Source organism: Maribacter taeanensis (assembly GCF_047345145.1).
Classification (GTDB): Bacteria; Bacteroidota; Bacteroidia; order Flavobacteriales; family Flavobacteriaceae; genus Maribacter_C.
Genome location: NZ_JBLFER010000001.1, coordinates 157,254 through 174,220, shown reverse-complemented (window position 1 = coordinate 174,220; position 16,967 = coordinate 157,254). Strand labels below are relative to the sequence as shown.

Here is a 16,967-nt window from a genome sequence, read left to right as displayed (position 1 = left end):
AGTATTAAAAATTCTCTAGCTGTTTGATAGCATCACCTACTGTATTCACTGGCAATTTACAAACACGATCTTGACATACGTAAATATAGGTTTCACCTGCTTGAAATCTATCTTCAAAAAGTGGTAGTTCACTATCATCTTGACTACCGATGATTATCGTATTAGGTATGTGTTTGTTTTGTAAGGCCTCTACTTTACTTTGAGCATCCTCTCCTACCACAGCAATCTCGTAAAATGGGTGCGATACTTTCAACAAAAGATGACTCCAGTTGGCATAACTTGAACTATAGTCGGTTACATAAGGTAACAAAGTAGTCAACATAGTCTTCGATTGTTTCGAAAAATCAACATTGTAATTAATATGACCCAATTGAAATAGATTATTGGCCATAACAGAATTTGGTGAAGGAATATCACCATCATGCGTTTTGATAATATTCGAAATAAGGTTTTCATTATCATTGAATCGATACAAACCCGAAGTGGGATCTAAAAAACCTTCTTGTGTTTTTTTAGTCAAGGAATTCGCAAAATTCAAATAAGAAGTATTTAAACTTACTTTATATAACTGGATAGCTGCCTGTGACAAAAAAGCATAATCCTCTAAAAAACCTTCGGTACCCTTGCTTCCTTCTTTATGCGAATGTTTAAGTTGACCATTATTATAGCTCTTTTCCTGTATAAAATCATAAATGGAAATCGCCTGATTTAAAAATTCTTTTTCTCCAAAAGCAGCGTATGCTTCAACAAGACCACTGATCAAAAGTGAATTCCATGAACTTAGTACTTTGTCATCAGTATTTGGCCGAATTCTAGCATCTCTTGCTTTCATTAAAGCCACCTTCCAAAGGTTCTTTTTTTGAATTAGTTCTTCTTTACTGATTTGATGCCCCTTTACAAACGCTTCGTCTGAGCCATTTTTATAAAGTATATAAGAGTCATTTTCCCAAACATTACTCGGTTCAATATTATAATAAGCACTGAATAAAGTAAAATCGTCACCCAAAACTGCTTGCAATTCAGCTTTCTTCCAAATGTAAAACTTACCCTCTTCACCTTCGCTATCCGCATCTAGTGCAGCATAATATCCTCCTTGTGGATTTTTCATTTCACGATTCAAGAAAGCAATAGTTTCAAAAACTACATCTTTATATATAGGTTCATTGAAAACTTTGAAGGCTTTTGAATACAGCCCAATTAATTGTGCATTATCATAAAGCATTTTTTCAAAATGAGGTACTTTCCATTGTGGATCGGTGCTATATCGAAAAAAGCCGCCGCCCAAGTGATCATAGATACCCCCATTGGTCATTTGATCCAAAGTGTTTTTAACGTGAGTCAGCACTTCTTGATCATTGGTTACTACCGCATAATCCAACAGAAAATCAAGGCTATTTGGCACCGGGAATTTCTGTTGACTTTTATCACCGCCAAGCACCGAATCCCAGTTTTCTTTCCAAGAATCGACGCCCGATTGCAAAGTCTCCTTTGTTAATTTTTCAAATTCGGAAGAAGGCGTGAATACGTTCGTCTCTTCAATGCCAGCCGCGAGCCTATCTGCATATTCAGCTGCTTTTTGCGGGTCATCAGAAAATTGCTTGTTCACATTAGTTAAGACTTCCATCCATTGTTCTTTGGTATGGTAGGTACCCAAATACAAAGGTTTTCCATTGGGCAAACTTATAGCATTCAAAGGCCAACCCCCATTCTGACCTTGCAACTGCGCAGCTGTTTGGTATACCTGATCGATATCAGGACGTTCCTCGCGATCTACTTTTATATTGATGAAATTCTCATTCATCAATTTTGCAACTTCTTTATCTTCAAAAGTTTCCCGCTCCATTACATGACACCAGTGGCAGGAAGAATAGCCGATACTAATTAAAATAAGCTTATTCGTTTTTTTCGCTTCCTCTAGAACATCATCATTCCAGGCTTGCCAATTAACGGGGTTATGGGCATGCTGCAATAAATAAGGACTCGTCTCATGAATCAGGTCGTTCGTGTAGGCATGATTTGTATCTTGTTTTCCATTCTCTTTACAAGAAGAGATAAGACATAAAACCACAAAAACCAATATTAGCGAGCAAAATTGAAACCGTTTCGTACCCTTCATAAACTATGCATCTTTCAATAAGGCACTAAAGTACTACAATGGTATAAAACCAAAAAAGAAAGTGCTTCATCATTGCATTGCCCTCAATCCCTGAAGGGATGCCCTAATAATAAAAACCTTTTCTAAAAACTACCATAATCCCAAGTCACAAAGTCACCCTTTAGGGCCGGGGCCTACAATACCCCAGCACGAAGTCCTTTCACCTTCGGCGGAGAGGATTTAAGAGAGGGGACCAACTAGAAAGACGAAAAAAGAACAAACCAAAATTTTCAACAATAAATATTTTCTTTAAATAACAGCTATACGTATTTACACAACATATTTGTAGGAATTCACAACAATTCATTTCATTTTATGTAAGAATATTCTTATGTTTGAACTTTGGTTATAAACACTGTTAACCACACTTTGGTTAACTAGAGTTTAATTTGGTTGAATAGGTGAAATTCGAAGGGACACGAATTTCAAAAGAAAAGGGGGCAATAGCCCTCTTTTCTCATCTTACAAACTATGGTAACCGTCTTAGTGTTGTGAGACTCACTCTGGCGGCCTATAGAGGGTCGAGTGTTCTACTTGATCTGGGCGTCGTATTTGGGAGAATACGGCGCTTTTTTTGTGCAATGCTAAATCGTTAAATCACCCCGTCCTCTATCCTTAAGCCCGCCTACCCTCGCTCCCTGAAGGGATGCCAAAAAAAGAAACCAAAATCTCCAGTTGAAAAGTCACCCTTTAGGGCCGGGGCAAAGGAACACCGAACTCGACCCCTCCCTTCAGGGTTGGGGCAAGGGTCGTGGCAAGCACTTCATCGAAACTTCAACTCCGTTTATCGATGATTTCACAACAATAATTGTTTGCTTCACAACAATTGTAGGAATATTCTTATTCAAATGTAAGTTATTGCGTTTTATTATCGATTTTTATTTCAAATACCAACAAACCTATACCTAATATGAAAAGAGTAATACTTCTTCTTTGCACCGCTGCAATTTCACTGTTACAACAGGGTCATTCCTATATGGACTTGGAAACCAAAGTCTCCGGTGATACTCACTCCTCCATTGAAAACAAAGTAAAAAAAGAAAATGTTCACAATTCAATTTGGAAACCTTCTTTCATTAAAACTAAGGATCTCCTTTCAAAAACTAAAATAAGTAAGAAAGCGGTTTCTTCTCCTCCAGTTTTTGCCAGTACAGTGATTAACCTGGGAGGAGGCACTCAAACTGATGGTTCTGATGGTATGCAGATCTCGGTAATACAAAATGGGCAAGTTCAGGTACTTTTTAAAGGGGTCAATCAATTATATGAGCCGACTTTAAACGATGATAACCCTGCTCTATTTAATGGAATCTTCATGGCTGTAGGGAATCAGGTTGTTGGTCCCGCTACAAATGCTCGGGGTTTTCTTGAGCAAGCAAATCAAGCAGCTGGTACAATTGTAAATGCAGCCTGGACCGAATCGAATCAAACCCTCTCGGGATCTGGTAGTTCCGACGATCCTTATCAGGTAATTACTGATATGTTTTACAATGTCGATGGTGCAGGCGCATACAACGCCACACAAGATTTTCGACTGGTTACAACGATCAGTTACGTAGCACCAAACGATTACTTCAATCATTCTGTCACCTTGACTCCACCTACTTCAAACGCGCAAATTGTTAAGTTCTATCATACCTTAGATACTTTCTTATCGGGTGGAGACAACGGACCAGCCTTTTCTTTACCTCAAAATTTGGCTACAACAAACAATACCACAGGTAATATCTCTTTAGTTGGTGTTCGCAAAGATCCTGGTGGACCCAATGATTCTTTTGTGGCCTTCTCGGAATCATTTGGGAGTCTTGAATTTGATCATTGGTACTCAGGAACCTACAATGAGTCCAACCTTTATGGTGTAAATCTTACTTTTGGCACGGCTACGGGAACAGGAATACTAGGAGGAAATGACATAATCAATACATGGGATACGAATGCAACAACGGATAATGGTCTAGGGATTCAATTTACCTTAGGTGCTATTAATGCTCCGATTACCTTCGACTATAATTTAGCTTTCGGCAGTAGCACCTCTATTGATTTGGATCTTGATGACTCCTCTGGGGCCACAGATAATTCATACTTCACGACTTACCTTTTAGGAGGCAACCCCATTAATATTGCAGATACAGACACCAAAATATTTAATGTAGTAGGTGACATCCAAGAAATGCGTATTCAATTGACCAACCCTCAAACCGGGGATCAATTGAATGTGAATACCGCTTCTCTACCACCCGGTGTTCAGGTACAATCACAAACTGCAACCGAATTAGTCCTAGAAGCGATAACAGTACCTCAAATAGAAACTACTTTTGAAAATGCATTACAACAAGTCACTTTTTCAACTTCTGGTTCAAGCCGAATAAACCGCAATTTTACGGTTAATGTTACAAATGAGCTCGGGGCGGAAGGTTCAGCAACTGCTGCTACCATTGCTATAGATATTGACTCAGACATGGATGGAATTGTAGATAGGGTCGATTTAGACGATGATAATGATGGAATTCTAGATAGTATAGAATGTCCTGGTATTGATATAACCGCTGAAGGTATAGCAGTGTCAAGTAGTACTCTGGGAGCTTTCGTTGCTAACAATTTAATTGACGGTGATACGAATACCCTTTTCCACGCGAGTGACAATCCTCCTACTGCCACAGAATATGTTGATGTGGATTTCGGTCGTGAAGCAAACATTAGTCGATTAGAAATAGTGAATCGACCAGGTCAAGGGGATCGCATTTCGAATGCCTATGTTTTAATTTCGAACAACCCATTTCCCACAGATGCAACCGATTTAGCTGGTGCTCGCGCTAATGCTAATTTCGAAAATCAAATTCCAGTACAAACTGTAGCAGGAACAGATCTTATTCAAATTAATACAAATGCGGTGATAGGGCGCTATGTAAGAATTCAATTGTCTGGTAATAATCTTGATTCGGCAACAGGAACTATTGGAATCATAAACCTAAACGAGCTTATCGTTTTTGAAAATACAGACTCTGATAACGATGGTGTACCTGATTGCCAAGAAACAGACAGCGACGGTGACGGCTGTCCTGATGCCGTAGAAGCAGCAGGTACTTTTACCACGGCTGATTTAAATGCTAACAGTCGATTAGACAGTGCTGTCGACTCTGACCCAACGAGTCCAACCTATGGGGTACCAACATCGGCCGGAACTGGTCAGGCTACTTTCAAAGATGTAATTACAATTGGTCCTGATTTAGATGGCGACGGTATTGCAGATGCCTGCGATGATACCGACGACCGCCCAGACAATGATGGCGATGGAGTTAAAGATGTTGTTGATTTGGATGACGACAACGATGGAATCTTAGATACCGATGAATGTAATGCTACCGTAAATAGTACAAGTGTAGGTGGTAAATTTTCCGATGTTATTCAATGGATTGCTTTCAACGACGCCGATTTTGCTGATAATAGGGCAAATGCTGGTGATGTACAAACCGTAACCGATTTAGAGGGGAACGTACTTACCATCACTGTGGTTTCAGTCACCAATCCACCTGCCACAAATGCAGCATATTATCAAAATGGGTCATTAGCCGGAAGCGGTTATTTGATGGATCCCTCCATTCAAGACAATATTGCCTTCACACAAAATGGAAATCATACCTATGTACTAAGTTTCTCTGCCGTAGATGCAGCTGGTAATTCCATTGACGCCGATATTATTGCCGCAGAAGGTGAAGCAGCAACCAATGGAGCTGAATTCGTAAGATATACTACAAATGGTGGTGGTTGGGAATTGCTTGAAGATTTAGGGCCTACCCCAGTAACTTATGTTATTACCGATGGTGGGGTTTGCGAAAATTCATTACAATATACCAATACGGCGCAAGGCGGAGCCGCGGACCGTACTTCCCCGCTTTTACTTTCAAAAAGTATTACCCAACTGACGTATGAACAACAAGCCGCAGGAATACAGCGAATGACCATTGGTTGGCTGGTAAACACGGTTTGTGAAGATACTGATAGTGATGGAACCCCTGATTATTTAGATACCGATAGTGATGGTGACGGTTGTGCTGATGCTGTTGAGGCAGCTGGCGCGTTTAACACTGCTAATTTGGACGGTGATAATAGCCTAGGAGATACTGTGGATACAGACCCAGCTAGTGCTTCCTATGGAGTACCAACCGTTGCAGGAGCTGGACAGGCAAATTCTACAGACGTAACCACCGTAGGACCAGATTTAGATGCAGATGGCATTGCCGACGCGTGCGATGTCACTGATGATCGCCCAGATTCAGATATGGATGGCATACCCGATGTCGTTGATTTAGATGACGATAATGACGGTATTTTAGATACTGCTGAAGACCCTTCTTGTGGCACCTTTATAGGTTACCCACACTATAATGGAAATAGTCCAGCGGGAAATTTTGACAATCAAAACGCTGCACCTGCGGCGGGCACAAATATGATTGTAAATCCCTCGCAACTTATGGTCGGTAGTGGTTTGACCAACTTGCACAATGGGACAGAAACGGTATTTCAATTTGGTGATGTAACCGGGTTTACACTACCAGAAGCAATTACAGGTAATGATTATGTAAGTTTTACTTTTGATACCGACACATCTGTGCCTGGTCAAAAATTATCGCAATTTTCAGAAAATTCCAGACCAAGACTGTCCGTTTCGCCATTCTTGGAATTTAATCATCAACTAGCCTTTATAATTTCAGATGACGGTTTCGCAACGCCAGGGGAAGTGCTTATCAGTGGCTTTAACCCATCTTCGACCGGAGACGGATTCAGTTTTGTACCATTCACCAACCCCTACTTTTTAAGTCAGAACAGCAGCTATGAAGTCCGTATTTATTTCTACGGAGCAGCGTCAGAAGCCGATAACAAAATAACGTTTGACGATTTCATTTTAAATTCAAATAGTTGTACCGAAAGTGCGGATTTTGACAATGATGACATTCCAAATAGTAAGGATACTGACAGCGACGGTGATGGTTGTGCAGATGCCAATGAACAATATGGTACTGCTTTTGCCGGTGCCAATCAAATTGATACCAATGGTGACGGTACTCATGGCGGTGTAATCGGTACTGGGGATGTTAACCCCGACGGAACGATAGCGGGATTAACCTATGCTACAACAGTAAATCCTAATGTTACAGCAACTGGTGAAGATCTTGATTTTGATGGAATTGTTGACACCTGTGATACGGTAGATGACCGCCCAGATGCTGATGGAGACGGTATTAAAGATTTCGAAGATTTAGACGATGATAATGATGGAATTCTAGATACGGAAGAATCGCTTGGGTTCAATCCCGCAGTAGCAGCAAGTTGTACTTTCCCCGCAGCCAATTTTGATGCAGCCAATGTGGTACAAACCGCAGGAGCACCCGGCGCTCCTTTTGTAGGTGATGAATACAGATTCAGCGATGTAATTACGATTGATAATATTCCATTGGATGCGATTATTACCATTACCGCAGCTGATGCTAACATCACGACATTTACAATTGATAATGATGGTACCGGAGATGCAGCAGCATGGCAAGCGGAATATGACGTTCCCGCAGGGCAATCTGCTACAATGGAATTCAATATCGAATTTAAAATTTCCAATACGGATCTGGTAATTCCACTAGATAGATTCGGAGGGATATTCTATGATATCGATGGTGCCAATGCAAACGAAAGTATTACTTTAAGCAACCCTGGTTTCTACGCTGTAGAAGAAATAACTGCACTAGAAGTAAACAGAACAGCTGCTGGAGATGTAACTTTCCAAGGGCCTCAAGTAACAAGGCCTGGTGTTGTTCTTGACACCGATATTGCAGCGTATTTCTCTTACTTCAACATCAATAGCTTTAGCTTCTCCACAACAGGAAATAATGTAACGACTACAGACAATACGAACTTCTTTTCGTTGGTATTTGATATATGTGCGGTTAACCAATTTACCGATTTAGACTATACAATCATTAAAGGTCTTGATTCAGACGGCGATGGTATCGGTGATGATCTTGATACCGATAGTGACAACGATGGTTGTGCTGACGCTGTTGAAGCGGCAGGGTCATTTTTTGCAGCTAATTTAGATGCTGATAATAGCCTTGGTGATGTGGTTGAAACTGACCCTACAAGTGCTTCTTATGGAGTACCTACTGTTGCAGGAGCTGGTCAAGCAACTACTATTGATGTAAGCACAGAAGGACCGGATAGTGATGGTGACGGAATAGCAGATGCCTGTGATGATTCCGATATGGATGGTGTTCCTGACAATGTAGATTTAGATGATGATAACGATGGTATTTTAGATACGGTCGAATGTCCAGGTGGAAGTGCCTTGTCCAGTAACCTTTTAACTTCTGGATCATTTGGTACAGTAGACACACGTATTGACCCGATTTTCAACGGACCTGGAAATGGTGGTGGTAATCCAGATGCTTTTAATACCTATACCATTCCATTTGCTGCTCCGGCAACAACTACCTATACCTATGATGCACCTAGACCTGCTGACGGAGGGTATGCCATTGTGACGAACACCCAAGGGTTCTCTTATGCTGCTGGTCAACCTGCTGAAAATTTCTGGTTAGACACTGAGGATAATACTCCAGAAGCACCAGGTGAGATAGGCTATTTTGCCATGTTCAACGCAGATGGTAGTCCAGGTACATTCTATGAAGAAACCATTAATAATGCGGTAGTAGGGCAAGAATATGAGTATTCAGCTTTCCTATTGAATTTAATTAATCCAGCATATCAACCGAATGGTCCATCCTTACTGTTTGGCCAAGCGCCGATACCTTGTAACGTAACCTTGATGGTTAAAACTGCTGGAGGAGTTGAAGTAGCTCGATTTGATTCCGGAGACATTCTCAATGACGGTACTTGGAAAAAGGCTGCCTTTAAATTTATCGCAACGGAAGCTACATTGGTCTTATCCGTAGAAAATAATACAGGTGGAGGAATCGGAAACGACTTTGCCATTGATGATATTTCTTTGGTTCCAATTATTGATACTGATGGCGATGGCATTGCGAATTGCTTTGACCTTGATTCTGATAACGATGGAATTCATGACGTTATTGAAGCCGGTGGTACCGATACCGATGGTGATGGTCGTCATGATGATAATGACAACAATGTAAACAACCTAGCTACAAACGGTGTTCCTTCCGGAGCAAATGGTGGGGCAGGAAACGACCCAAGAGATACCCTTGGAGACAACAGTCTTGACTACATTACTTTAGATAGTGATGGTGATGGATGTTCTGATGCTAATGAGGCGTATAACAGCAAGACACAAGATGGAGGTGACGGTGGTGAATTCGGTACTGGCACCCCAGCTGTGGATGCGAACGGACTGGTAACAGCTGCCTCCTACAACACAGGAGACGTCGCAGCAGTAACCGATGGTGCACGAGTTTCAGTATGTAATCCTGACAATGATCAAGATGGCATTCCTGATAATGAGGATTTAGACGATGATAACGATGGTATTCCTGATGTTGTGGAAATCTATGGTGGCGATAGCGATAATGATGGTATTCCAGACTACGAGGACCCAGATTTCTGTGCAGCTAATTTCGAAGGTGTAAACGGATGGGATTGCGCGACGATGGGATTACCTGACCCTGAAGCTGACCTTGATGGCGATGGAATTCCGAATTCAATGGATCCTGATTTCCCAACTTGTGGAGGAATCGTAAATGGTGTTTGTGCTAGTATGGATTCAGATGGCGATGGCATTCCAAATCACTTTGACCTTGATTCTGACAATGATGGCATTCCTGATGTCGTAGAAGTTGGTGGAGTCGATACTGACGGCGATGGAAAATTAGACGACACAACGGACACTGATGGTGACGGACTTGTTGACTTAGTTGATAATGATAACACGGACGGGCCAACAGGCGCAACTCCTTGTGCTGATCAACCAACTTGTTTGGGTACCAATTCTACATCCTCTTTATTAGACAGTGATGGTGACGGTAGTTCAGACGTTATTGTTGACAAAGACAACGATGGTATTCCTGATTCACAAGATTTAGACTCTGACAATGATGGTATTCCTGATGTTGTTGAAGCTGGCGGAACTGATGCCAATGGAGATGGTAAAGCAGATAATTTCGTAGATACGGATGGTGATGGATTTAATGATGTTGTCGACGGAGATGTCGGTAATGACGGTACGCCTGAAAATACACCTAACGCTTTAGTACCAACGGGTCCTGATACCGATGGTGATGGAAAACCGAATTCTTATCCTAAAGGAGATAACGACGGAGACGGAGTTCTGAATTACCTTGATTTAGATTCAGATAATGACGGTATTCTTGACGTAATAGAAGTTGGTGGAACCGATGGTGATGGTGACGGAATCGCAGATAATTTTGTAGACGCAGATGGTGATGGATTTAATGATACGGTCGATGGTGACCCAACAAATGTCTTAGCCGTAGGTACAGATACACCAGGTGCAAATAGCGGAAATGCGCTAATCAAAACTGGTGCAGATACTGATAATGATGGTAAACCTAATAGTTATCCTGAAGATGACCCAGATACAGATGACATACCTAACTTCTTAGATGTTGATAGCGATGGTGATGGCTGTTATGATGCAGTCGAAGCAGGAGGCATGTTTACCCCATCAAACCTTGATGCTGATAATAGCTTAGGTGATGTGGTCGATGCAAATGGTATTCCTACCGTGGCAGGAACTGGTCAAGCCACTTCAACGGCAGTTACAGATGCCAGCAATACCTCAGCTTGTAATGATAATGACAATGATGGCGTACCAGATATTATTGACCTTGACGATGATAACGATGGTATACCTGATGTAGTTGAAGTATATGGAGGTGATAGTGATAATGACGGAATTCCTGATTACGAAGACCCAGATTTCTGTGCAGCCAATTTCCAAGGTGTAAACGGATGGGATTGTGCTACCATGGGATTACCAGATCCAGGAATGGATTTGGATGGTGACGGGATTCCAAATCACTCTGACCCAGATTTCCCTAACTGTGGTGGATTAGTCAATGGTGCATGCGCTAGCATGGATACTGATGGTGATGGAATTCCAAATCATTTTGATCTTGATTCTGATAACGATGGTATTCCTGATGTTGTGGAAGTTGGTGGAGTAGATATTGATGGAGATGGAAAATTAGACGATACAACGGATACTGACGGAGACGGACTTGTTGACTCAGTCGATAATGATGATACCGATGGGCCAACTGGCACAACACCTTGTGCTACACAACCAGCCTGTTTACGTACAAATTCAACATCTTCCTTATTGGATAGTGATGGCGACGGAACTTCTGATGTTCTGGTCGACAAAGACAAGGATGGTATTCCTGATTCTCAAGATTTGGATTCTGATAATGACGGAATTCCAGACGTGGTAGAAGCTGGTGGAACTGATGTCAATGGTGACGGCAAAGCAGATAATTTTGTGGACACCGATGGTGACGGATTCAATGATGTTCTCGACGGTGATGTCGGTAATGACGGTACTCCCGAAAATACACCGAACGCTTTAGTACCAACGGGTCCTGATACTGATGGTGATGGAAACCCGAATAGCTATCCAAAAGGAGATTCTGATGGAGATGGAGTTCCAGATTTCTTTGACTTGGATGCTGATAATGATGGTATTCCCGATGTCGTAGAAGTTGGTGGAACTGATACCAATGGTGACGGTAGAGCAGATAATTTTGTAGATGCCGATAACGACGGATTCAATGATGTTGTTGACGGAGACCCAACCAATGCTTTAGCTGTTGGAACCGATACTCCCGGTGCAAATAGCGGTAATGCATTATTGAAAACAGGTGCGGATTCCGATAATGATGGAAAACCGAACAGTTATCCCGAAGGAGATACTGATGGAGACGGTGTACTAAATCACCTTGATTTAGATGCTGACAATGACGGTGTATATGATGTAATTGAAGTTGGTGGAACCGATGCAGATAACGATGGAATTGCAGACAATTACGTTGACGCAGATGGCGATGGTTTTAATGACACAGTTGATGGTGATCCGACAAATGTATTAACGGTAGGCACAGATACCGATGGTACAAATAGTGCAAATAGTTTAATAAAAACAGGAGCAGATACAGATAATGACGGGAAACCGAACAGCTATCCAGAAGATGACCCTGATACTGACGATATTCCGAATTTCTTGGACCTCGATAGCGATGCTGACGGATGTTCAGATGCAAACGAAGCCTACGACGGATTGTTAATTGATGGTCGTGATGATGGTGTATTTGGAATAGGAACTCCAGCAGTTGGCGCTACAGGATTAGTTGCTGGTGCGGCTTATAATACAGGTGCAGTTGTTGCCCTTCTCGATGGAGGACCAGGTTCCATTTGTGACCCTGATACGGATATGGATGGTGTGGTAGATAGTATTGATTTGGATGATGATAACGATGGTATTTTAGATATCGTAGAATCCAAAGGAAACAATACAACAGGCGATGAAGATGGTGATGGTATACCCAACTGGCAAGATACTACGGATGATGGTGATGGAGGAGATTCTACCACCACCGATTATACAGATACCAATGGAGATGGAATTCCGGATGTATATGATTTCGATGGAGATGGCGTACCAAATCATTTAGACTTGGATGCTGATAATGATGGAATTTACGACGTTATCGAATCTGGAGGAACAGATGCAAACGATGATGGAAGAGCTGACGACGACGACGATAACGCGGACAATACCACAACTAATGGTATTCCAACAAGCTCAGGAACAGGGGTCATGAATCCAAGGGATACAGGAAACAATAACTCTTCCGATTACTTAAATGCGGATAGTGATGGAGATGGTTGTTCAGATGCTTTAGAAGCTGGTTTTGCCGATGATAATGATGATGGGCAACTAGGTGATGTACCACTAACAGTTGATGACAATGGTCTTGTTACCTCTGGTACAGGCTACCTCGCTCCTACCGAAACAAATGCAGGAACAGCTGATTATGTAGATAAAGCAGTTAACCCATGTGCGGATATTTCAATTACCAAAACCGCCACCTTAGTTGACACGAATGGCAGTGGTCGCGATGATGTGGGTGATACGATCAACTATACTTTTGTTGTTACCAATATAGGAACCGTTGACCTTACGGATGTAATCGTAACTGACCTTCTAGCAACAGTTACTCCCGCTACAACGATTAATTTGGCTGCTGGTGCAGTAGACAATGCGACCTATACAGCCAGCTATGTAATCAAGCAAGAGGACATCGATAACGGAAGCTTTACCAATACAGCAGTTGCAACTGGTAAAGATCCTGGTGGAACAGATATCACAGATGATTCCGATGACCCAACAAATGCTACGGATGTTGATCCCGATAGTGATGGTAATCCTGATGACCCAACGGTTCAAGATTTTACTCAAGAACCTTCGATCTCCCTATTAAAAACAGGTGTATTGGAAGATGATAATGCTGACGGATTCCCGAATGCTGGAGAAAAAATCAGATATAGCTTTACCGTTGAAAATACGGGTAACGTGACCCTAACTGGAGTTACATTAAATGATCCTTTGGTCACCGTGTCAGGTGGGCCACTGGATATCGAACCTGGAGTTGTAAATACCAACACATTCTTTGCGCTTTACACTTTGACTCAAGCTGATATTGATAATGGAAGCATTACCAATGCAGCCGTGGTTACAGGTAAAGATCCGAACAATGTAGATATCACAGATAATTCTGATGATCCAAATGATACTACCGATGCCGATGATAACGCAGATGGCGACCCTGATGATGATACGGTTATTCCATTGCTGAAAAATGCGAAAATCGAAATCTTCAAGACTGGTGCCTTTGTAGATACCAACACAGATGGCTTCGGACAAATTGGTGAAACGATTGGATATATTTTCGATGTTCGAAATGTAGGTAATGTAACCTTAACAGGAATTACAATAAATGATCCAAAAGTAACAGTAACCGGTGGACCGATTACACTTGCTCCAGATGAAAGCGATAATACGACCTTCTCGGCAAGCTATCCTTTGACGCTTGCTGATATCAATGCAGAAGAAGTAGTTAATACGGCAACCGTTACAAGTAAAGACCCTGATAATTTAGACGTCACGGACACTTCTGATGATCCAACTACGGTTGACCCGGAAGATAATACGGTTGTGAAAATTGAAACTAATCCGGAGTTATTCCTGTTCAAAACAGCAATGTTTAACGATGAAAACGGAGATACTTTTGCTGACGCAGGTGAAACCATAACTTATAGTTTCGATGTACGAAATACAGGTAATGTAACCATTACTGGTATTGCAATTACTGACCCATTGATTACGGTTTCTGGCGGACCAATTGACCTCGATCCAGCTCAATTTGATGATACCACTTTCACAGGTACCTATACGCTGACGCAAGCTGATGTGGAAGCTGGTACTATAGAAAATCAAGCTCAGGTGACAGGTACTGATAATATTGGCGGACCTATTATGGGCGTTAGTGATTTCTCTGATGACCCAGACAATCCAGATAATATCGATAGAAATGGAGATGGAGATCCCGATGACCCAACGGTTACGGATCTACCCGCAAATCCGGAGATTAGCTTGGAGAAAGTCGGTACGTTCAATGATGAAAACAATGATGGCTTAGCACAAGTGGGAGAAACGATGAGCTATACCTTCAGAGTTGAAAATACTGGAAACATTACCCTGACTGACGTCAGTATTGATGATCCTATAGTTGCCGTTTCTGGTGGACCAATTGCATCAATGCTTCCAGGGGATATGGATAATACCACTTTCACTGCAACTTACGCTATTACTCAAGCAGATATTGATGCGGGAGAGGTTTCAAACCTTGCAACAGTAAGCGGTAAAGATGGTAACGATATGGAGGTTAAAGATGATTCTGATGATCCGAATGAACCGTTAGACACAGACAATAATAATGATGGTGAACCAGACGACCCAACGGTATTGGATGCACCACAACAATCGAGTATCTCATTGACAAAAGAGGCAACTCCGAGATCATTTGCTAATGTTGGAGATGTGATTACTTATAACATGTTGGTAACCAATACAGGTAATACTACGCTAACAAATGTAGTGGTTACGGATAACAATGCCACGATTACATCTGGCTCACCCCTTGCAACTTTGGCTCCAGGAACAACTGCAACTATAGTTGCTACTTATACCATTACGCAAAATGATATGAATGCAGAAAGCTTCACGAATGTTGCCATGGTAACATCTAGAGATCCCGAAGATAATCCAGTGATTGATATTTCTGATGATCCGAATAACCCAGATGATGTTGATGGCGATGCAGATGGTGATCCAGATGATCCGACAGTTATTCAACTGGATTCTGATGAAGATGGAATTCCGAATAATGAGGATTTAGATGATGATAATGATGGTATTACCGATATCGAAGAGCAAAACGGATTTGATTTCTTAGACACCGATGGTGACGGAATTGTAGATCGTTTAGATACAGATGCCGATGGTGATGGAATCAATGATATTGATGAAGCTGGTCACGGTATAACTGATCCTGATGGAAACGGAAGAATAGATGGGCCTGTCGGCTCGGATGGAATTCCTGATGTTGTACAGAGTGATCCAAATGGTGGTGATGTTACTTACACGCCTAGGGATACCGATGGAGATGGTAAACACGACTTCCAAGATGTGGATGATGACGGTGATGGAGTTCCAACAGAACAAGAAATTACTGATGGTACAGACCCACTAGACCAATGTGATTTAGTATATACCAATATTGTTCTAGCGCCAGAAGCCGCATGGAATGTTGCTGATTGTGATGGAGATGGAGTCACCAATGAACAAGAACGTATGGATGGAACAGATCCGACAAATGCCTGTGACTTTATTGAAGCAAGTATTACCGAACCGCTTGGTCCAAACTTTACAATGTCTGATTGTGATGGGGACGGAATTACCAATGCACAAGAGGAAATAGACGGTACAGATCCAGAAGATCCTTGTGATTTTGTACTTGCCAGTGCAACTGTAGCTCCCAGCGCTTCATGGAATGCTGCGGATTGCGATGGTGACGGTGTAACGAACGGTCGGGAGATTACCGATGGTACCGATCCACAAAATCATTGTGATTTAATTATTGCCAATGCAAGCTTAACCCCAAGTGCCGATTGGCATGCGGCCGACTGTGACGGTGATTTAATAACCAATGGACAAGAATTGGATGATGGTACAGAACATGACAATGATTGTGATCATGTAAATGGTACTCCCCTTGGAGCAAGCGATTGTGATGGGGATAATCTCACCAATGCGGAGGAAGAACTATTAGGTACAGACCCTGATAATCCAGATACGGATGGTGATGGCATCAATGATGGTCAAGAGGTTCTTGATGATACAAATCCACTAGACCCATGCGAATCCATTGGTGGAACTCCGCCAGCAGGCTCAGCTTGTGATGTTGAAATCAGTAATAACCTGATGACCCCTGATGGTGACGGTATCAATGACACTTTTAGAATTAAGAACATTGAACAGTTCCCAAACAATACGGTGGAGATCTTCAACCGTTGGGGCGTGAAAGTATTCAGTGCTACAGGTTACGATAATGAAACGAACACCTTTAGGGGTATCTCCAACGGACGTGCAGTTATCAACGAAAGTGAGAACTTACCAGCTGGTGTGTACTTCTATGTAATCAATTATGATGACAATGGGGTCAGCAAAGCGAAGTCAGGATATTTATACATCAATCAGTAAACCATAACT

At 41.9% G+C, this 16,967-nt stretch carries 2 protein-coding genes; one reads left to right on the top strand and one right to left on the bottom strand.

All coding sequences use genetic code 11. From position 1 onward, the window contains the following. Positions 1 to 4 precede the first annotated feature (4 nt). Entirely contained in the window at positions 5 to 2,068 is a 2,064-nt protein-coding gene (locus ACKWCD_RS00650) for a thioredoxin domain-containing protein (RefSeq protein WP_413981988.1), read from the bottom strand. A gap of 997 nt (positions 2,069 to 3,065) precedes the next feature. On the opposite strand from ACKWCD_RS00650, the gene ACKWCD_RS00645 reads away from it, so the two are divergent. Beyond that, positions 3,066 to 16,958 (top strand): CshA/CshB family fibrillar adhesin-related protein, encoded by a 13,893-nt coding sequence (locus ACKWCD_RS00645; RefSeq protein ID WP_413981987.1) that lies wholly within the window; start codon positions 3,066 to 3,068, stop codon positions 16,956 to 16,958. Positions 16,959 to 16,967: the final 9 nt, after the last annotated feature.